The 18,976-nt window shown below is 67.0% G+C and carries 20 protein-coding genes; 13 read left to right on the top strand and 7 right to left on the bottom strand.

Translation table 11 applies throughout. The features are described 5' to 3' along the window. Positions 1-156: 156 nt before the first annotated feature. A complete protein-coding gene (locus tag CEW88_RS11960; protein WP_108967071.1) occupies positions 157-855 on the bottom strand; it encodes an HAD family hydrolase in 699 nt (232 codons plus the stop codon). A 141-nt stretch (positions 856-996) separates the two neighbouring features. Between CEW88_RS11960 and clpS the strand changes: the two genes are divergently transcribed. The 6 genes from clpS (at position 997) to CEW88_RS11930 (ending at position 5,554) form a co-directional block, all read left to right on the top strand. After that, positions 997-1,323 carry an ATP-dependent Clp protease adapter ClpS gene (gene clpS / locus CEW88_RS11955; RefSeq protein ID WP_176476647.1) on the top strand — a complete coding sequence of 109 codons (327 nt, stop codon included), beginning with the start codon at positions 997-999 and terminating at the stop codon, positions 1,321-1,323. 24 nt (positions 1,324-1,347) lie between these two features. After that, complete coding sequence (locus tag CEW88_RS11950) at positions 1,348-2,340, top strand: class I SAM-dependent methyltransferase (protein ID WP_108967069.1); 993 nt, start codon at positions 1,348-1,350, stop codon at positions 2,338-2,340. Between the two features lie 37 nt (positions 2,341-2,377). Next, a complete protein-coding gene (locus CEW88_RS11945; protein ID WP_108967067.1) occupies positions 2,378-3,178 on the top strand; it encodes an SDR family NAD(P)-dependent oxidoreductase in 801 nt (266 codons plus the stop codon). 20 nt (positions 3,179-3,198) lie between these two features. Beyond that, complete coding sequence (gene hemF, locus CEW88_RS11940) at positions 3,199-4,089, top strand: oxygen-dependent coproporphyrinogen oxidase (RefSeq protein ID WP_193989035.1); 891 nt, start codon at positions 3,199-3,201, stop codon at positions 4,087-4,089. Between the two features lie 146 nt (positions 4,090-4,235). Further along, positions 4,236-5,111: a 50S ribosomal protein L11 methyltransferase gene (locus tag CEW88_RS11935; RefSeq protein WP_108967063.1), complete on the top strand. Its 876-nt coding sequence runs from the start codon at positions 4,236-4,238 to the stop codon at positions 5,109-5,111. 98 nt (positions 5,112-5,209) lie between these two features. Next, positions 5,210-5,554: a hypothetical protein gene (locus tag CEW88_RS11930; RefSeq protein WP_108967061.1), complete on the top strand. Its 345-nt coding sequence runs from the start codon at positions 5,210-5,212 to the stop codon at positions 5,552-5,554. Between the two features lie 120 nt (positions 5,555-5,674). Here the strand turns inward: CEW88_RS11930 and CEW88_RS11925 are convergent, their stop codons facing one another. Beyond that, a complete protein-coding gene (locus tag CEW88_RS11925) occupies positions 5,675-5,941 on the bottom strand; it encodes a DUF1127 domain-containing protein (protein WP_108967058.1) in 267 nt (88 codons plus the stop codon). Between the two features lie 330 nt (positions 5,942-6,271). Here CEW88_RS11925 and ruvC point away from each other — a divergent pair, with 330 nt between their 5' ends. The 4 genes from ruvC (at position 6,272) to CEW88_RS11905 (ending at position 9,207) form a co-directional block, all read left to right on the top strand. Then, positions 6,272-6,760, top strand: coding sequence for a crossover junction endodeoxyribonuclease RuvC (gene ruvC / locus CEW88_RS11920; protein ID WP_108967056.1), 489 nt, complete (start codon positions 6,272-6,274; stop codon positions 6,758-6,760). Continuing rightward, entirely contained in the window at positions 6,757-7,428 is a 672-nt protein-coding gene (gene ruvA / locus CEW88_RS11915) for a Holliday junction branch migration protein RuvA (protein WP_108967053.1), read from the top strand. Before ruvC ends, ruvA begins: the two co-directional genes overlap by 4 nt. Before the next feature lie 3 nt (positions 7,429-7,431). After that, the gene (ruvB, locus tag CEW88_RS11910) at positions 7,432-8,466 is read left to right on the top strand and encodes a Holliday junction branch migration DNA helicase RuvB (RefSeq protein WP_108967051.1); all 1,035 of its coding nucleotides are present in this window, start codon (positions 7,432-7,434) and stop codon (positions 8,464-8,466) included. 102 nt (positions 8,467-8,568) lie between these two features. Continuing rightward, complete coding sequence (locus CEW88_RS11905; protein ID WP_108967049.1) at positions 8,569-9,207, top strand: hypothetical protein; 639 nt, start codon at positions 8,569-8,571, stop codon at positions 9,205-9,207. Here CEW88_RS11905 and CEW88_RS11900 read toward each other — a convergent pair. Together CEW88_RS11900 and trpS are read right to left on the bottom strand one after the other, a co-directional pair. Beyond that, positions 9,204-10,106 (bottom strand): homocysteine S-methyltransferase family protein, encoded by a 903-nt coding sequence (locus CEW88_RS11900; RefSeq protein WP_108967047.1) that lies wholly within the window; start codon positions 10,104-10,106, stop codon positions 9,204-9,206. The two genes, CEW88_RS11905 and CEW88_RS11900, sit on opposite strands and share 4 nt — an antisense overlap. 153 nt (positions 10,107-10,259) lie before the next feature. After that, positions 10,260-11,300: a tryptophan--tRNA ligase gene (gene trpS, locus CEW88_RS11895; RefSeq protein ID WP_108967045.1), complete on the bottom strand. Its 1,041-nt coding sequence runs from the start codon at positions 11,298-11,300 to the stop codon at positions 10,260-10,262. A 75-nt stretch (positions 11,301-11,375) separates the two neighbouring features. On the opposite strand from trpS, the gene CEW88_RS11890 reads away from it, so the two are divergent. Beyond that, positions 11,376-12,062 (top strand): rhomboid family intramembrane serine protease, encoded by a 687-nt coding sequence (locus CEW88_RS11890; protein WP_108967043.1) that lies wholly within the window; start codon positions 11,376-11,378, stop codon positions 12,060-12,062. A gap of 11 nt (positions 12,063-12,073) precedes the next feature. Here the strand turns inward: CEW88_RS11890 and CEW88_RS11885 are convergent, their stop codons facing one another. Both CEW88_RS11885 and murJ read right to left on the bottom strand, forming a co-directional pair. Beyond that, positions 12,074-13,561 (bottom strand): phospholipase D family protein, encoded by a 1,488-nt coding sequence (locus CEW88_RS11885; protein ID WP_108967041.1) that lies wholly within the window; start codon positions 13,559-13,561, stop codon positions 12,074-12,076. Positions 13,562-13,564: 3 nt separating this feature from the next. Continuing rightward, a complete protein-coding gene (murJ, locus tag CEW88_RS11880) occupies positions 13,565-15,109 on the bottom strand; it encodes a murein biosynthesis integral membrane protein MurJ (protein WP_108967039.1) in 1,545 nt (514 codons plus the stop codon). 257 nt (positions 15,110-15,366) lie between these two features. Between murJ and CEW88_RS11875 the strand changes: the two genes are divergently transcribed. After that, complete coding sequence (locus tag CEW88_RS11875; RefSeq protein WP_108967037.1) at positions 15,367-16,800, top strand: TrkH family potassium uptake protein; 1,434 nt, start codon at positions 15,367-15,369, stop codon at positions 16,798-16,800. A gap of 137 nt (positions 16,801-16,937) precedes the next feature. On the opposite strand, the gene CEW88_RS11870 is transcribed toward CEW88_RS11875, so the two are convergent. Beyond that, positions 16,938-18,236 (bottom strand): DEAD/DEAH box helicase, encoded by a 1,299-nt coding sequence (locus CEW88_RS11870; RefSeq protein WP_108967035.1) that lies wholly within the window; start codon positions 18,234-18,236, stop codon positions 16,938-16,940. A 436-nt stretch (positions 18,237-18,672) separates the two neighbouring features. On the opposite strand from CEW88_RS11870, the gene CEW88_RS11865 reads away from it, so the two are divergent. Further along, positions 18,673-18,879 carry a cold-shock protein gene (locus tag CEW88_RS11865; RefSeq protein ID WP_095884218.1) on the top strand — a complete coding sequence of 69 codons (207 nt, stop codon included), beginning with the start codon at positions 18,673-18,675 and terminating at the stop codon, positions 18,877-18,879. Positions 18,880-18,976 lie beyond the last annotated feature (97 nt).

Here is an 18,976-nt window from a genome sequence, read left to right as displayed (position 1 = left end):
GCGATCCAAAAAAAATAAAGTCTGCAATGCCTTGATTTTCTGTTGTTTTCTGGATCGTGATTTCCCTCATTTTGTGGGAATTCGCGCGATTCACCACTATATGAGCGATTGCGGCGCGAATGCGGCGGGGGCCTCCCCGTCGGGCGCGACCTGGGGTCAGTCGAGCGAGTCCACAAGCTGGGCGAGTGCGCCGAGGTCGGGAATCTCGCGGAACCTCGGGTGGTCGAGCTTTTCGTCGTGTTCGAGGCTCCAGGCCAGATCCTGCGGCACGAAGACCCCCCAGCCGCCGGCTCGGATCGCCGGGTTGACGTCGGACTTCAGCGAATTGCCGACCATCATTGACGCCTCGGCCCCGCCGGGGCTGGCGCCGAAGATGCGGGCGTAGGTCTGTGGCTGCTTGTCCGAGACGATCTCGACCGCGTCGAAGAGCTCGCCCAGCCCCGAGGCGGCCAGCTTGCGCTCCTGGTGCAGCAGGTCGCCCTTGGTGATCAGCACGAGGTGGTGTTCCGCCGCCAGGGCTTCGACCGCGTCCTTGGCGTGCGGCAGCAGCTCGACGGGGTGGGCGAGCATGTCCTGCCCGGCCTCGAGGATCTTGCCGATGGTCGCGCCGGGCACGCGGCCATCGGTGACCTCGATGGCCGTCTCGATCATCGACAGCACGAACCCCTTCACGCCAAACCCGTAGTGGCCGATATTGCGTTTCTCGGCGGCGAGCAGGCGGGCGTCGAGGTGCGCGCGCTCGGAGTGATCGGCGAGCAATTCGGCGAATCGCTCCTGCGTCAGGGTGAAAAACCGCTCGTTGTGCCAAAGCGTATCGTCCGCATCGAAGCCGATTGTTTGCAGTTTCCGGGCCATATTGTCGCCTCTTCCCGCCGCGGGTCTTTCCTCTGCGGCTCCTTGGAATTATATAGACCCTTCAAAGCCGGAACCGCAAAGCACACGCAAAGCAAAAGCGTCCCCGAGATGATCCAGTCCGTCACGGCACAGAAACTCCGTATGTCCGACCCGAACGACCCCCGCGATGGCGAGGGCGATGCCGGTGTCGTGCTGCAGACCAAGCCCAAGACGAAACGCCCGCCGCTCTACAAGGTGCTGCTGCTGAACGACGACTACACGCCTATGGAATTCGTCGTGCATGTGCTCGAGCGTTTCTTCGGCATGACCCATGCGCAGGCTTTCGAAGTGATGCTCACCGTCCATAAAAAAGGGGTCGCGGTGGTTGGCGTATTCAGCCACGAGATCGCCGAGACCAAGGTGGGCCAGGTCATGGATTTTGCCCGGCGTCACCAGCATCCGCTGCAATGCACCATGGAAAAGGAGTGATCCGCCCTCCGCGGCGGTTCTGCCATGTCTGATACCCGATTGAGTTTCGCGCTCGAGGGAGGTCTCGACCTGCCCTCCGAGGGGCGCATCCTGCTGCTCGGCGCGCCGGGCGATTTGAACCTTGGCGACATCGACGCCGGCGATCTGCCGCGCGAGCGCTGCACCGTGGTTCAACGCCTGGCACCCGACCATGCGGCCTGGGAGCGCCGCGGCTGGACTGTCGCGCTGGCCCCCGAAGGGGACTTCGCCGCCGCGATCGTCTTCCTGCCGCGCGCCCGCGACCGGGCCGAGGCCTGGATCGCCGAGGCCAACAAAGCCGCCAAGGGCGGTCTGGTCATCGTCGATGGCCAGAAGACTGACGGCATCGACGCCTGCCTCAAGGCGCTGCGCAAGCGCACCGACATCCTGGGGCAGGTCTCCAAGGCGCATGGCAAGACCATCTGGTTCGCCGCCACCGATGCCTTTGCCGAGTGGGCCAAGGGCCCGGCACAGCTGCCCGGCGGGCAGTGGACCGCGCCGGGGGTGTTCTCGGCCGATGGGCCGGACCCGGCCAGCGAGGCGCTTCTCGCGGCGCTGCCCGAGAAGCTCGGTGCCCATGTCGCCGATCTCGGCGCGGGATGGGGCGGGCTCGCCAATGGCATCCTGCGCCGCGAGAAGATCGCCGCGCTGCACCTGGTCGAGGCCGATCACGATGCGCTCGACTGCGCGCGCCGCAATGTCACCGACCCGCGGGCGCAGTTCCACTGGGCCAACGCGCTCGACTGGCGCCCGCCGGCGCTGCTCGACGCGGTGATCATGAACCCGCCCTTCCACACCGGGCGCAAGGCCGAACCCTCGCTCGGGCAGGCCTTCATCGACGCGGCCGCGCGAGTGTTGAAACCCTCGGGCCAGCTCTGGCTCGTTGCCAACCGGCACCTGCCCTACGAGACGCGGCTTGCCGAGCGCTTCCGCAACACCGAGGAAATCGCCGGAGATTCCCGGTTCAAGATCCTTCACGCCTCTCGCCCGGGGCGCTGATCGCGGCTAGCTTGGCGCAAACATTCAAGGGATTCCCATGAGTTTTTCCATCGAAGGCAAGACCGCCATCGTCACCGGCGCCGCCAATGGCGTGGGCCTCGCGATCGCGCGGCACTTTGCGGCACGTGGCGCGAACGTCATGTTCGCCGACATGGACGAGAACCGGCTGGCCAAGGAATGCGGGCAGGTCGATGAAGAGAGCACCATGCGCTATTTCGCCGGCGACTTGCGCGAGAAGCTGACGCTGGCCAACCTGCTCTCGGCCACGCTCGACGCCTACGACCGGGTCGATATCTTGGTGAACGGCGCGCGGCAAATCCTGCCGACCAACGTTCACGACTGCGAGGACGCCTCGCTCGAAACCATGATTGGCCAGAACTTGATGCCCGCGATGCGGCTGAGCCAGATCGTCGCCAAGCGCATGATCAAGCAGGCCGAGGGGCAGGACATCCGCTCCGCCGGCTCGATCATCAACATCTCGTCGATCGCCGCCGCACGCACCAACCCGCACTTGCTGGGCTACTCGGTCTCGGTGGCGGCGCTCGACCAGCTGACCCGTTCCATGGCGGTGTCGCTGGCGGACCAGAAGATCCGGGTGAACTCGGTGGCCTTCGGCTCGCTGATGTCCTCGAGCCTCAAGAACATCCTCAAGGAGCACCCGGGCTACCGCGAGGAAATCGAGAAGCACACGCCCGCCGGGCGCATCGCCGGGCCGGACGAGGTCTGCGAGGCGGTGCAATTCCTTGCCTCCGAGGCTTCGGGCTTCATGACCGGCCAGATCATGACCGTGGACGGTGGCCGCACGCTGATCGACCCGGTCGGCACGCCGATGCACTGACCCGGGCCAGGGAGACACTGATGAGCGACGTATTCGACGAGCGCAAGGCGCGCGCCTCGACCTGGTTCCGTGCGCTGCGAGACGAGATCGTTGCGGCCTTCGAGGGGCTGGAGGACAGCCATTCCGAAGGACCGCGGTCCGATCATACGGCGGGCCGCTTCACCGTGACCCCGACCACCCGCACCGCCGACGACGGCAGCGACGCAGGGGGCGGGCTGATGAGCGTGATGCGCGGCGGCCGGGTGTTTGAGAAGGTCGGGGTGAACGTCTCGACCGTTTACGGCACGCTTGGCGCGGCGGCGCAGAAGTCCATGGCGGCGCGCGGAGTGCCGGGGATCGAGGACGATCCGCGCTTCTGGGCGTCGGGGATCAGCCTCGTGGCTCACATGCAGAACCCGCACGCACCGGCGGTGCACATGAACACCCGCATGTTCTGGACGCCGGGTGCCTGGTGGTTCGGCGGCGGCTCGGACCTCAACCCCTGCCTCGAGTACGCTGAGGACACGGCGCATTTCCACGCCACTCAGAAGACGCACCTCGATCCGCATGGCGAGACGCTCTATCCCGAACTCAAGGCTTGGGCAGACGAGTATTTCTATATCCCGCACCGCAAGCGCGCGCGCGGCGTCGGCGGCATCTTCATGGATGACCGCAACACGGGTGACTGGGAGGCGGATTTCGCGCTGACGCAGGACATCGGCCGGGCCTTCCTGCCGGCCTACCTGCCGCTGGTCGAAAAACGCCGGACCATGGACTTCGGCGAGGCTGAGAAAGACGCGCAATTGGTCCATCGCGGGCTCTATGCCGAGTACAACCTCGTCTACGACCGTGGCACGAAGTTCGGTCTTGCCACCGGGCATGATCCCGACGCGGTGCTGATGAGCCTGCCGCCGCTGGCGAAATGGGTCTGATCCCCGCCTGACATTCCGATACGCCCCGCCCGTTCCGGCGGGGCGTGGCTTTTCCGGCGGCAGCCGTGTGCACGAGGTGCATGTGCACTGGCGTGACCGGGCCAAACGCTGTATCGGGCAGGCCAACCCCTATAGGAGAGCACGAGATGGCCAAGACCTGGACCGCCTTCACCAAGCTGAGCGACAAGACCGCTGCCGAGGCCCTGGGCGAGGCCATTGAGGAGATCGATCCCGAGCCCATCGGCGTGGGCGTCTTCGAGATCGAGGACGGCTCGGGCACCTGGGAGATCGGGGGCTATTTCCTGGGCAAGCCGAACGAGGTGGAGCTGGCACTGCTTGCCGCGGCCTTCGACGCCGCGCCCTTCGTGATCTCGGAAGTGCCGGACCAGGACTGGGTCGACAAGGTGCGCCGCGAGCTGACCCCGGTCGAGGCCGGGCGTTTCTTCGTCTACGGCTCGCATGACGCCGACAAGATCCCCGAGGGCGCCGAGCCGCTGCTGATCGAGGCCGCGATGGCCTTTGGCACCGGCCACCACGGCACCACGCTGGGCTGTCTGCGGGCGCTCGACCGTCTGTCGAACGAGGGCATGGTCGGGCAGAACGTGGCGGATATCGGCTGCGGCACCGCGGTGCTCGGCATGGCCGCCGCGCGCATCTGGCCCAACCCGGTGATCGTGTCGGACATCGATGAAGTCGCCGTGGAAGTGGCCGAGGCGAATGTCCGGGCCAACAACCTGACCGACAAGGTGATCTGCGTCGAGGCGGCCGGATTCGGCCACCCGGACCTTGCGGCGCGCGCGCCCTTCGATCTTGTCTTCGCCAATATCCTCAAGCAGCCGCTGATCGATCTGGCCCCTGATATGGCAGCACATCTCGCCCCGGGCGGCTATGCGATCCTGTCGGGCATCCTGATCCGCCAGGCCGATGAGGTCGTCGAGGCATATGCCGCGCAGGGTGTCGAGCTGGTGCGCCGGGACGAGATCGGCGAATGGGTCACGCTCACCCTGCGCAAGCCTTCGTGAACCAAACGCGGCATAATTGCCGCGTTATTGCCTAAATTTTGCCGCGCTTCCCGAGCAAATGCGTCCTGTATTTGTATGGTATCGAGGGGTTTCGCGGTATGGAAAGCGCTCTGAGAAGTTTCGAGCGTCGCCAGCGTGCTGTGACGCAAAAGCACCGCAAGCTGGCCCGGGGTTATGTCACCAGGCTCAACCGCAACGGCGTGATCGAGCACAAGCCGCTCCGCAAGGTCAAGCTGCCGCGGCTCGGCGGGCTGCTGATCGCGCTGATGTTCTTTCTGGTGTTCAAGGGCGCCATGCTCGCCAGCCTTGGCGTCGCGCATTACGGCGAACATGTCGCGCTGCTGCGCGACGGCAGCCTTGCCGACAAGCTGGGCGCCTGGGTGCTGGGCGTCGATCCGGTGACACTGTGGATCGGTATGCTTCTTCAGGGGATCCTGGTCTGAGAGCGAGGGGGCCACGGCCCCGCCAGCTGCCTTCGACCGGGCAGATCTCCGTCGGACGGACATAAGAAAGGCCGCTGTCCCGAACAGGACAGCGGCCTTTATGCATGATCTCGGAAGAGATCAGCGGCGACGAGCGATCGCGGGGATGTCGGCGCGGGTGAGGCCGATATCGTCGAGTTCCCGGTCGGTCAGAGCCATCAGGCTCTTGCGGGTCAGACGGGCGTCGTTCCACTCGGCAACCATGCCGAAGAGGGTAGCAAAGAGGCCGGCCGAACGGGGGGTCTCATCAGCGGCGACGGGCGCGAAGCCGGTGACGAAGACGTTGCCGATGCGACCTGCCAGACCAGCGGCGCCCGAAGCGTCGCGCGAGTAGTCATAAGCAGCCATGGGTCAGTGTCCTTGTCTCGAAGTTTTTAAAGTGCCTGAATTCTGAGCGGGAGATAGAGGCGCCGTGCATTTCTAACAACTGGTCAAAAATGCATGGGGGCTCTGCGGTTTTCACATAGCACTCAAATTGAGCAACAGCTTTGTAAATTAACCCAAAAAGCAGGCGGTCCATGTCGCGCTTTGACTGTCATGTGTCGCGTTTGCTCTCCGGAGTCGCCGCTGCCGTGCTCGCACGGTCGCAGGCGGAGAAAAGCAGGGGGCCGAGGGCTTGGCGGATGTTCGCGTTTCGTGCTAGTCCGGGCGCAGAAAAACAAGAACGGGCAGGCAAAAATGCGGGTGATCGGAATCGATCCCGGCCTCCGACACCTCGGTTGGGGGGTGATCGAGGCGGAGGGCAGCCGCTTGCGGCACGTTGCAAACGGCACGTGCGATTCGGGACAGGGGACGCTCGCCGCGCGGTTGCTCACCCTGCATGAACAGCTGACCGACGTTCTGCACCGCTGGCAGCCCGAGATCGCCGCGGTGGAACAGACCTTCGTCAACCGCGACGGGGCGGGCACGCTGAAGCTTGGTCAGGCCCGCGGCATCGCCATGCTGGTGCCGGCGCAGTTCGGGCTCGAGATCGGCGAATATGCCCCCAACAAGGTCAAGAAGACGGTGGTCGGCGTCGGCCATGCGGAAAAGGCGCAGGTCGACCACATGGTGCGGATGCAACTGCCGGGTGTCGTCATCGACAGCCCCGACGCGGCGGATGCACTGGCCATCGCGATATGTCATGCGCATCATCAGGGCGTGCAAAGAATGAAGGTGAAGGCATGATCGGACGGATCGCCGGACGGGTGGATTACAAGGGTGACGATCACGCGCTGATCGACGTGCGGGGCGTGGGCTACGTGGTCTATTGCTCCGAGCGGGTGCTCATGACGCTGGCCCCGGGCGAGGCGGCGGCGCTCTACACTGACCTTCTGGTGCGCGAGGATTTGCTGCAGCTCTACGGCTTTCCCTCGCTGGTGGAAAAGGAATGGTTCCGCCTGCTGATGTCGGTGCAGGGCGTGGGGGCCAAGGCCTCGCTTGCCATTCTGGGCACGCTGGGCCCGGACGGGGTGAGCCGCGCCATCGCGCTTGGCGACTGGAACGCGATCAAGGCCGCCAAGGGCATCGGCCCGAAGACCGCGCAGCGCGTGGTCAACGAGCTGAAGGACAAGGCGCCGATGGTCATGGCCATGGGCGCGGGGCAGGTGACCTCCGCCGAGGATGTGGTGATCGAGGATACGCCGGCAGCGACACCCGCGCCGGCGGCGCGCAAGATGCCTGCGGCCAAGCCCAACGCCTCGGCGCAATCCGAGGCGCTCTCGGCGCTCGGCAACCTCGGCTACGGTCCGGGAGAGGCGGCCTCGGCGGTGGCGCAGGCGGCGGGTGAGGATCCAGAGGCCGAGACCCCGGCGCTGATCCGCGCCGCGCTGAAGCTGCTGGCGCCGAAGGGATAAATCATGGTCGGTTCCGATCCCACCCTACGTCCCGAGCCGCTGCCCGAGGACGAGGGCCGCGCGCTGCGCCCGCAGATGCTCGGCGATTTCATCGGCCAGGCCGAGGCGCGCGCCAACCTGCGGGTGTTCATCCAGTCGGCCCGGTCGCGCGGCGAGGCGATGGACCACACGCTGTTCCACGGCCCGCCCGGCCTCGGCAAGACGACGCTGGCGCAGATCATGGCGCGCGAGCTGGGGGTCGGCTTTCGGATGACCTCCGGCCCGGTGCTGGCCAAGGCCGGGGATCTGGCGGCGATCCTGACCAACCTCGAGGCGCGCGACGTGCTCTTCATCGACGAGATCCACCGGCTCAACCCGGCGGTGGAGGAGGTGCTCTACCCGGCGATGGAGGACTACGAGCTCGATCTGGTGATCGGCGAAGGGCCGGCTGCGCGCACCGTCCGGATCGAGCTGCAGCCCTTCACGCTGGTCGGCGCGACCACGCGGCTTGGCCTGCTGACAACGCCGCTGCGCGACCGCTTCGGCATTCCGACCCGGCTGCAGTTCTACACCGAGGACGAATTGCACGAAATTGTCAGCCGCAACGCCGTGAAGTTGGGGGTGCGGGCCGAGCCCGAGGGCGCGCGCGAGATCGCCCGCCGGGCGCGCGGCACACCGCGCATTGCCGGGCGACTGCTGCGCCGGGTGGTGGATTTTGCCGTTGTCGAAGGCGGCGGCGTCGTCACCCGTGAGCTGGCCGATGGCGCGCTGACAAGGCTCGGGGTCGACCAGCTCGGGCTCGACGGGGCGGACCGGCGCTACCTGACCCTGATGGCCGAGAATTACTCCGGCGGGCCGGTGGGCATCGAGACGCTCTCGGCTGCGCTCTCGGAAAGCCGCGACGCGCTTGAGGAGGTGATCGAGCCCTACCTGCTGCAGCAGGGGCTGATCCAGCGCACCCCTCGCGGGCGGATGCTGGCGCAGCGGGCCTGGGATCACCTCGGCCTGCCGATGCCGCGCCCGCAGGGCCCGGGGCAGGGCACGCTCTTCGACGGGTGACCCGCCGCCGGGCTTGCGCGGGCGCGCCCGGCATGGCAGGTGGAGCGCCGCGTGGCGCGCGCCGCGCTTTGCGTATTTGCCTAAGAGAAGAAGGGGCGAGCCATGGACGCGGCCGAGGTCGAAGCGCTGTTTACCCGCGAGGACGGGTCCTATCTCTGTGCCCGCTGGGGGCGGCCCCTGGTGCCGGTGGTCTTCGGGGTGGAGGATGCGACGCTCTCGGTGGTCAAGGGGGCCTTCGAGGGGGTCTGCGCCATGGCGGGCCACAAGATGGCCGAGCATGACCCCGAGCTCGGCGCCAACGTCATGGTGTTTTTCTTCCGCGACTGGGCCGAACTTCTGGAACTGCCGGACCTCGGGCGGATGATCGACGGGCTGCCGGAGATGGTGGCGCGGCTGCAGGCCGGGGGCGCAAACCAGTACCGGGTGTTCCGCTTTGACAAGGACGGCGCGATCAAGGCGGCCTTCGTGTTCCTGCGCATGGACGAGAGCCTGTCGCAGATGCCTGCCGAGGATCTTGCGCTGGCGCAGGTGGCGCAGGTGATGCTCACATGGGGCAACGGGGCCTTCGCGTCGCGCTCGCCGCTGGGGCGATTGGAGGACGGGCGGGTGGTGCTGCGCCCGGAGATCGGCGCGCTGATCCGCGCGGCTTATGACCAAGTGATGCCGCCCGCTGGCCTGGACCCGAGCCACGCGCTGCGGCTGACGGCGCGCATGGGGCTGAGCGGAGCCTCCAGCGTCTAGCCTGACACCCGCCGCGCGATCTCGCGCAGGTGGCGCAGGTCGGTGCCGCAACAGCCGCCCAGCACACGCAGCCGAGGGTGGCTGCGCTGCAGGTCTGCCAACTGGGTGCCCAGCTCTTCGGGGTCGCCGTCGTCGAGCGTGTCGCAGGCGTCGAGTTCGGCGTGGCTCTGGCGCGAGGCATTGGCGACGATCCCCGCCAGATGCGACTCCCATTCGCCGCCGTCGAAGGCTTCGGCGATGTGGTCGGGGTGGGCGCAATTCACCATGATCGCGGCAGGTTCTGCGGCGCCGGCGAGTCGCTGCACCGCTTCCGACAGCAGCGTGCCGTCGGCAAGCCGGCCATCGGTTTCAACGGTGAAGGCGATGAGTGCGGGGATGCCCGCCTCCTCCGCTGCCCTGGCGATGCCGATCGCCTCGCCAGCGGCGCCGAGAGTATAGGCGCTGACCATGTCGGCCCCGGCCTCGGCGGCGGCGCGGATCTGCGGGCCGTGGTAGGCGGCTGACGCCTGGGCGGCGGCCATGCCGGGCTGGTAGCCATCGCCCTGCGGGCCGATCTGCACGCTGATCCGGGTCGAGACGTCGAGGTGCCGCGCCGCCATCTCGCGCAGCAGCGCAACGGCCTCCTGCGTCACCCGGGCAAGGTCGTCGGCGGCATAGCCGACGGGCGCGGCGCGGTCAGGGTTGGCCATCCAGGTCGGCGTGTCGAGGATGATCCCCGCGCCGGTCTCGCGGCCGATGGAGATCAGCGCTTCGGCATAGCCGCGGAGCCGGGCGCGCCCCTCGGTGTCGTCGATCATCGGAAAGGCGGCGAAGTGCGGAAGATCGACGCCGTGGTTGAAGATCAGGTCGGTCTCCATCCCGGTCCAGGCGATCCATGTGCGGTCGGGGGTGAGTGCCATCGCGCAGGTCCTCCCTAAAGCCCGGGGCGATGGCACGAGTATAGCATGAAACGCGCGCGCCGCCTCGTCCCGAGTGCGCTGGGGCGGACGTGCAAAGGGCCGCCCCTGCGGACGGCCCTTCGGCTCGGTCTCGGCTCCGGGGCAGGGCCGGGGTCAGGCCCTGGCGCCGACCATGCCGACGATCTCGTAGGTCCGTTGCAGGACCGGATCGGCGATGGCGCGGGCGCGCTCGCTGCCGGCGGCGAGGATCGCGTCGATCTGCGCCGGGTCCTGCATCAGCCGGGCCATCTCGGTGGAGATCGGCGCCAGCTTGTCGACCGCGAGATCGACAAGCATCGGCTTGAACTCCGAGAACTGTTTGCCGCCGGCCATGGCCAGCACCTCGTCGACGCTTTGCCCGGCGAGGGCGGCGTAGATGTTGACGAGGTTGCGCGCCTCGGGGCGGCCCTCGAGGCCCTTGGCCTCCGACGGCAGCCCGTCCGGGTCCGTCTTGGCCTTGCGGATCTTCTTGGCGATGGCGTCGGCGTCATCGGTCATGTTGATGCGTGAGGCGTCCGAGGGGTCGGACTTGGACATCTTCTTCGAGCCGTCGCGCAGGCTCATGACGCGGGTCGCCGCACCCTCGATCACCGGCTCGGTCATCGGGAAGAAGTCGGTGCCGTAGTCGTGGTTGAACTTTGCCGCAATGTCGCGGGTCAGCTCGACGTGCTGCTTCTGGTCCTCGCCCACCGGCACGTGGGTGGCGTGGTAGAGCAGGATGTCGGCGGCCATCAGCGCGGGATAGGCGTAAAGGCCGAGCGAGGCCTTCTCGGCGTTCTTGCCGGCCTTGTCCTTGAACTGGGTCATCCGGTTCATCCAGCCAAGCCGGGCGACGCAGTTGAAGATCCAGCCGAGCTGGGCGTGGCCGGCGACCTGGCTCTGGTTGAAGAGGATCGACTTTTCCGGATCGAGGCCGGAGGCAAGGTAGCCGGCGGTCAGCTCGCGGGTCTGCCTGCGCAGCGCCTCGGGGTCCTGCCAGACGGTGATCGCATGCATGTCGACGACGCAGTAGATCGTTTCGACCCCGCTGTCCTGCATGTCGACGAAACGCTTGATCGCGCCAAGGTAGTTGCCCAGCGTCAGCCCGCCCGAGGGCTGGATGCCGGAAAACACGCGCGGCGTGAAAGCGGAATTGTTGTCGCCCGCCTCGGACATGGGCTTCCTCCGTCTGGATATTCGGTCCCGGCTGGCTTACCCATGGCCCGACATGCCGTCAAGAAAGAGGCCACCATGGCGCACAACCACAATGTCTCGCCGTTCAATTCGATGCCGCCCGCGATCGTGGCGCTCGCCGTGGTCATCGTCGGCGTCGAGGCGGCCTTCTCGCTGGGCGCACGCGGACTTCTCGGGGGGCCGGGGGCGGTGGGCTGGCGGCTCGATGCGTTGCAGCGTTTCGCCTTCTCGAACGAGATCTGGCACTGGATGCTGTCGACCGGGCAGTTCCCGGCCCAGCACCTGCTGCGATTCTTCAGCTACCCCTTCGTGCATGCCAGCTTCAGCCATGCGCTCTTTGCCGCGGTGATGCTGCTGGCGCTCGGCAAGATGGTCGGCGAGGCGCTGGGAACGCCGCGCACGCTGGCGATCCTCGCGGTCTCGTGCCTCGGCGGGGCGCTGGCCTATGGCTTCGTGAGCACGCCGATCCCGCTGATCGGGGCGTTCCCGCCGGTCTACGGCTTGATCGGAGGTTTCACCTACCTGCTCTGGCTGCGGCTCGGGCAGATGGGGGCGCAGCAGGCGCGAGCTTTCTCGTTGATCGGAATCCTTCTGGGGATCCAGCTGCTCTTCGGCTTGCTTTTTGGCGGCACGCTCGACTGGGTTGCGGACCTCGGCGGCTTCGCCTCGGGCTTCCTTCTGACCATGGTGCTGGTGCCCGGCGGCTGGGCACGTCTGCGTGAGCGGCTGCGCCAGCGGCGCTGACCCCGGCCTAATCAGAACATGTCGGCGGGCAGAATCGGCAGGGAGCGCGAAAACTTCCGCCCCGCCGCCTGCGGATAGGGCAGGATGAAGCCCTCGCGTTCCTCGGCCGGCTGCGCGGCGTTGCTGAGGGCCGCCTGACGCCAGGTGCGGGCGCTGACCGGGTCGTGGCCATCCAGGTGATCTCGCAGCCAGGTTTTTGCCAGCCGTCGCTGCAGGTCATGCACCGCGTCCGGCTTGCGGAAGAGCACCGAGGCCTCGGTGTCCCAGTGCAGGCTGCGCCCATTGAGGTTGGCCGAGCCAACGAGGCCGACACGGTCATCGATGAGCATCACCTTCGAATGCACGTAGATCGGTCCCGAGCCGAGCAGGTCGGGAATCTCGTCAGGTGAGTCTTCCTGCTGGCCCGGAGAGACGATGGCGGCACGGTCGCCGAAGGCGCGCTGGACGATGCTGACCGCCTCGGTCTGCAGCGCGTGGCCGTGCCGCGTGTCCCAGCCGTCGTTGCCCTCGTAGAGCACCCGGTCGGGGAAGGATGGCATGAGCAGCACCAGTTGCAACCCCGGGTTGCGCTCCGCCGCCTTGGCGAGCGCCTCGGCGACCGGGCGGTGGCGGAGGAACTGGGTCTCGATGTAGATGTGCCGCTGCGCCTCGCCGATCAAGGCAAGCACCGCTTTCTCGTGCTCGATGATCGAGGGACGAGGGGAGAGCCGCGTGGCGCCCGGGCAGGGGGCGGAGAAGGTGCGCACGAGGCGCAGGTCCTCGGGCGCTTTCGCAGGCTTGCTGGTGGGGCGGCGCTCGGCCTGCCCTGTCACGCCCGAGGTGCCGCAATCCAGTGCGGCGTTCCAGCAGTCGTCGAAATGACCACGGAGGGCGGTGGCGAAATCGGCGTCGTCCACCTGCATCGACACGTCGTGCCAAGTCTCGTCGGCGGGACGGTCGTGCTCGGGCGTGTCGAAACGACGCTCGTTGATGTCGAGCCCTCCGATCACGCAGGCCTTGCTGTCTGCCACGGCGAACTTCTGGTGGATGGTCACTGGCCGGAGCAGGACCGCGCCCTTCAGAACCGTGCGCTGCACGGGTGTGAGACTTGTCTCATCCTCGCGGCGCAGTTCGGCGATGTAGCGTGCGATCTTGCCGCGCATCGCCCACCGCCAGATCCAGCCGGCGTTCTGTCCGTGCGGCGCGCAGAGGATCTGCACGTCGCCAGACATCCGTTCTGCGAACACCATGGCCGAGCGCCAGGCGCCCCGGTGCAGCGACGAAGTGAAGACCGGGTCGAAGTCAGAGATGATCATCCGCACCGTCACGCCGCGCCGGGCCACGTCGGCCAGAAGGTCGGCCCAGTTCTCCAGCCCTTGCTCACGCAGCTCGGGGCTGCGCAGCTTGGTGCGTGGATCGAGGATGCGGAAGCTCATCACCAGCTCGTGCTGCGCCGCATGGCAAAGCCGTTCGAGGGCGGGAAAACCCTCGGCAGCGGTGATCAGCGATGTCAGCGTCATATGTCAGCCCTTGCGGCGAAATGCGGTTCTGAACTCGGACAGGCGGAAGGCCCCAACGGTCTGGCCGGCGATGCCATAGGAAACGATCCCGACGCCGATCAGACCGACGAGCGCGAGGCTCCGCCAGTAGCTTCTCTCCAGCAACGGGCCGAGCATCAACATGGTTCCCCAGAGAATTGCGCCCATGATCACCGAGGCAAGGCAGATGCGCAGGATGCGCTGGCGGAAGCGGCTGTCGAAGCGGGCCACCTCGCCGAGCTTGCGCCCGCCCCAGGCAAGCTGTGCGACCATTGTCCAGGCGGCGACGGTGGTTGCGATGGCCGGGGCGTACCAGCCCAGAACCGGCGCGAGACCGATGGCGAGCACAGCGTTTACCGCCATGCACCACAGTGCGTAGCGGAACGGCGTGCGGGTGTCCTCGCGGGCAAAGAAGAGCGGCTGCAGCACTTTTTGCAGCACGAAGGCTGGCAGGCCGAGCCCGTAGATCGCCACGGCAAAGGCAATGGCCTGCGCGTCGGCGACAGAGGTGGCGCCGCGTTGGAACAGCACCGAGACAATCGGGAAGGGCACCACAACCAGCGCCACGGCGGCGGGCACCGTCAGCGCCAGCGACAGCTCGCCGGCGCGGGAAAAGGCATGGCGTGCGCCCGCGTCGTCCTGCGCTTTCAGTCGCCGCGAGAGGTCCGGCAGCAACACGATGCCCACGGCGATGCCGACGACGCCGAGCGGCAACTGGTAGAGCCGGTCGGCGGCGTAGAGCCAGCCAACCGCCTTTTCGAAGGTCGAGGCGACCTGTTGGCCGACCAGCAGGTTGACCTGCATCACCCCGCCCGCCAGCGCCGCCGGAATGGCGACGCGCAAGAGCCGCTTCATGTCCTTGGTCCAGACCGGACGGCCCGGGCGCAGGCGGATGCCGGCGCGCTCGGCAGCGACCCAGACCAGCACCAACTGGGCCACGCCCGCGAAGGGGATGGCCCAGACAAGCCATTCAATTATCTCACCTCCCATGGCCCTGCCGGTGACCATGGCGATAATCACGAAGATGTTGAGCAGCACCGGTGCGGCGGCGGCGGCGGCGAAGTGGCCGGTGGCGTTCAGCGCGCCCGAGAAGAGCGCGGCGAGCGAGATGAAGAAGATATAGGGAAAGACGATGCGCCCATAGCCGATGGTGAGGTCGAAGCGCGCGTCCCCCGCGAAGCCCCCGGCGGTGGCCCAGACAAGCGCCGGCATGAAGATCAGCGCCAGCGCCGAGAGCACCAGCAGCACGAAGGCCAGACCGTTCATCGCATCGCTGCCGAATTTGAGCGGGTTCTCTTTGCCCTCGTACTTTTTTGAAAAGATTGGGACAAATGCCGCGTTGAAAGCGCCTTCGGCAAAGAAGCGGCGGAACATGTTGGGCAGGCGGAAGGCGGCCACGAAGGCATCCATCACCGGGCCCGGGCCGATGTAGGCGAGGATGAAGATCTCGCGGGCGACGCCGAGGACGCGGCTTGCGAGAGTCCAGAATCCGACCGTGAGAATGCCCGAGATCAGGCGGATGGGTTTCATGATGCTGCTGCCTCTGCGCGTCTTCTTGTGCGCCAGAGGTAGACTATCGCAGGGGGCCTAGGAAGGGGGCACATCCCCGGCACATTTCGTGCATACGCGGGGGGGTGCTGGTTGCGCGGGCGGCCGGAGGCGGCGCCGGGCGGGGATGCGGATTGTCGGCTGGGCAAAAGTGCAGTTGAATTCTCCGCGCCCTCGCCGCAAGGCTGCGGGGCCGACGCCGCGTCAGCACCAGCCCGGCAAGTCGAGAGAAAGCCGTCATGTCCTTCATCTACTTCATCAACGGTCTGGTCTGCGTGTTCTTTGCGCTGCTGATGGCGCTGGTGGCGCTGCTTTTCCCGGGGACCGGCGCGACCTTTGGCCTTTCGGCGGCGCTTGTGGGCATGGTTGGCGGCGGGGTGAGCCTGTCAACATGGTCCGACTTCCACGAGCAGAACCGTCTGCTGACCTTCCTGCTGACCTCCTCGGTCTGGGTGACCGCAGCCGTCGCCGGGGCGGTGCCGCTCTGGATGTGGGGGATGACCCCGGTGGACGCGGTCTTCGAGGCCATGTCCGGCATCACCACAACCGGTTCGACGGTGATGAGCGGGCTCGATGAGACGCCGCGCGGGGTGATCCTCTGGCGGGCGCTGCTGCAGGGGGTGGGCGGCGTTGGCTTCATCGTCACCGGCATCGCCATGCTGCCGCTGTTGCAGGTCGGCGGCATGCAGCTTTTCCGCACCGAGAGCTCGGACAAGGGCGAGAAAGAACTCAAGAACGCGGCCGCCTTCGCCTCGGCGACACTGAGAATCTACCTTGGACTCATGGCGCTCTGCGCCTTCGTGTACCTTATCGGCGGGATGAGCGTCTTTGATGCGATCACCCATGCGATGACCACGCTCTCGACCGGCGGCTACTCGGGCTACGACGCCTCGTTCGGGCATTTCACCAGCCCGTTCCTGCAATGGGCCTGCACGGTTTTCATGCTGATGGGCGCGCTGCCCTTTGCCTGGTACCTGCGGATCGTGCTGCGCGGGGTGATCCGCAGCGAGCAGGTGGCGGCGATGGTCAAATCGCTGATCGCGGTGATCACCGTGCTGACCGTCTGGCTCGTGGTCGACGAGGGCATGGCGCCCTTCGAGGCTGCGACGGCGGTGGCTTTCAACGTGGTCTCGGTGGTGACGACCACGGGCTACGCCACAACCGACTACACGCTCTGGGGCCCTTTTGCCGCCGTCGCCTTCTTCCTGCTCACCGCCGTCGGGGGCTGCACCGGCTCGACGGCGGGCGGCGCCAAGGCGATGCGCTGGCTGCTCTTTGCCCGCGCGCTCAAGGCCAAGATGCAGACCATCCGTGCGCCGCACTCGGTCACCGCGATCCGCTACGAGGGGGCGCGGGTCGACGAGGACGTGATGAAGGGGGTGATCAGCTTCATGATGTTCTACGGGCTGACCTTCGGTGCCTTCACCATCGTGCTCGATTTCTTCGGGCTGGATTTCGAGACTTCGGCCAGCGGCGCGCTGACCGCGCTGGCCAATGTCGGCCCGGGGGTGGGGCCGATCATCGGCCCGGCAGGCAATTTCGCCTCGATGAGCGATCCGGTGAAGCTGGTGCTCGCCTTTGCCATGTATCTCGGGCGGCTGGAAATGATCACCGTCTACGTGCTGCTGACACCGCTGTTCTGGCGCGAGGTCGGCGATTTGCGACGGGGCTGAGTCCAGCCCAAGCGGCGGCGGGGCCGTGGACCGGGGGCGGCGCCTCAAGGGTGACGCCGCGGGCGCAGGGCCGATCGCCTGACGCCAGGGCAAAGAAAAAGGCGCGGAGGGGTCTCCGCGCCTTTGGTCGTGTCGGATCAGGCCGAGGCGTGGGCCTTGCTGCGCGTGTTGCCGCCACCCCCGCTGCGGCGGCCACGGCCCCCGCGCGGGCGGCGGGCACCGCTGGGTTTGCCGGCGCTGCCCCCGGGCTTGCCGCCCCCGGGGCGGCCACGACCGCCGCCGCCGCTGCGCTGGGCGCGGGCGGGCTCGGCCGGGCGTTCGCCGTAGAGCGTTTCGATCTGCTGGCCGATCAGCTTTTCGATGCCACGCAGGTCGGCCATCTCCTCGACCCCGCAGAAGCTGACGGCCCGGCCGTCACGCCCGGCGCGGGCGGTGCGGCCGATGCGGTGGACGTAGTTGTCCGCCACGTTCGGCAGGTCGAAGTTGTAGACGTGGCGCACGTCGGGAATGTCGATGCCGCGCGCGGCGACGTCGGTGGCCACCAGCACGCGCATCTCGCCCTTGCGGAAGGCGTCGAGCGCGCGGTTGCGCTGGCCCTGGCTCTTGTTGCCGTGGATCGCGCCGACGGCGAACCCCGCCTGGTCGAGCTTGCGCGAGAGCTTCTCGGCGCCGTGCTTGGTGCGGCAGAAGACCAGCGCCAGCTCGTCGCGGTGATCGTCAAGAAGACCGGTCAGGGTCTCGATCCGCTTTGGCGTTTCGACGAAGACCACCGATTGCTCGATCTTGTCGGCGGTCTTGCCCGGAGGCGCGACCTGGATGCGCACCGGATCGTTCAGGTAGGCGCTGGCGATCTCGTTCATCTGCTTGGGCATGGTGGCCGAGAAGAGCAGCGTCTGGCGCTTGGCCGGCAGGTCACGGGCGATGCGGCGCAGCGCGTGGATGAAGCCGAGGTCGAGCATCTGGTCGGCCTCGTCGAGGACGAAATGCGTCACCTGGTCGAGCTTCAGCGCGCCACGGTCCATCAGGTCGATGAGACGGCCGGGGGTGGCGATCAGCAGGTGCGTGCCCTTTTCGAGCTTGCGCGACTGCACGTTGATCGAGTTGCCGCCGACCACCAGCGTCAGGCGCAGGTGCGCGCCGGTGAGCACTGACGACAGCGTGTCGTGGATCTGCGCGGCGAGCTCGCGGGTCGGGGCGAGAATCAGCGCCTGCGCCGATTTCGGCGCGCAGCGGGTCTGGCTGGCGAGCAGCGCATCGGCGATCGGCAGGCCGAAGGCAAAGGTCTTGCCGGTGCCGGTCTGCGCAAGGCCCATCACGTCGCGGCCGGCGAGGGCCTCGGGGATGGCCTGGGTCTGGATGGGGGTCGGCTGAGTGAGATTCTGCTCGGCAAGGCGAGCCAGAAGGGTGGGGCGGAGCCCCAGCGTGTCGAATGTCATGAAAATCCTTTCGGGGAGGGCCAAGAGGGCCGTCGCCGGATGTGCGCCTTCGCGCGGGAGGAGATGTGCAGCGGGCTGCGATTGGACGCGCGGGCCGGATTGCCCGAATGCCGTAATCGCAAGAACTCCTTCGCGAGGCCGGACCCATGGAAGGGTGCCAACGGCGGGAAATCTGGCATCGCAGGCGCGGGGCGGTTGGCCCCGGGCTGGTAAGGAACCGGCGATCACGCGGGGTAAATGGGGGAAAATGGCCGGAAAGTCAATGCACGGCGTGTGAAATGGCCTGACACAGGATCATCGCTTGTAATTCCGGACTGGAGGGGGCATTTAGGTCGGGCTACTGAATTTCGATTCTGATTCCTCCACGGCTCAGCTTTCGACTTTGAGCCGCCAGGTCGCTGCGCTTTGTGGGCGACACAGATAGAGGAATACAATCATGGCAACTGGTACCGTCAAGTGGTTCAACACCACCAAAGGTTTCGGCTTCATCGCACCCGATGGTGGCTCGAAAGACGTTTTCGTGCACATCTCGGCTGTTGAGCGTTCGGGCCTGACCGGCCTCGCCGACAACCAGAAAGTGTCGTTCGACATCGAAGCAGGCCGTGACGGCCGCGAGTCGGCGATCAACCTGGAACTGGTGTAAGCCAATCCGGATGGGGCCAAGGCCCCGCCAAGAGATACGGAAGAGCGGACCCTCGGGTCCGCTCTTTTCGTTTTCAGAGGTCTGTCCGCCCGGCGGT

The organism is Alloyangia pacifica (assembly GCF_003111685.1).
GTDB lineage: Bacteria > Pseudomonadota > Alphaproteobacteria > Rhodobacterales > Rhodobacteraceae > Salipiger > Salipiger pacificus_A.
The sequence above is the reverse complement of the archived record's forward strand: the minus strand, read 5'-3'. Positions and strand labels throughout refer to the sequence as shown.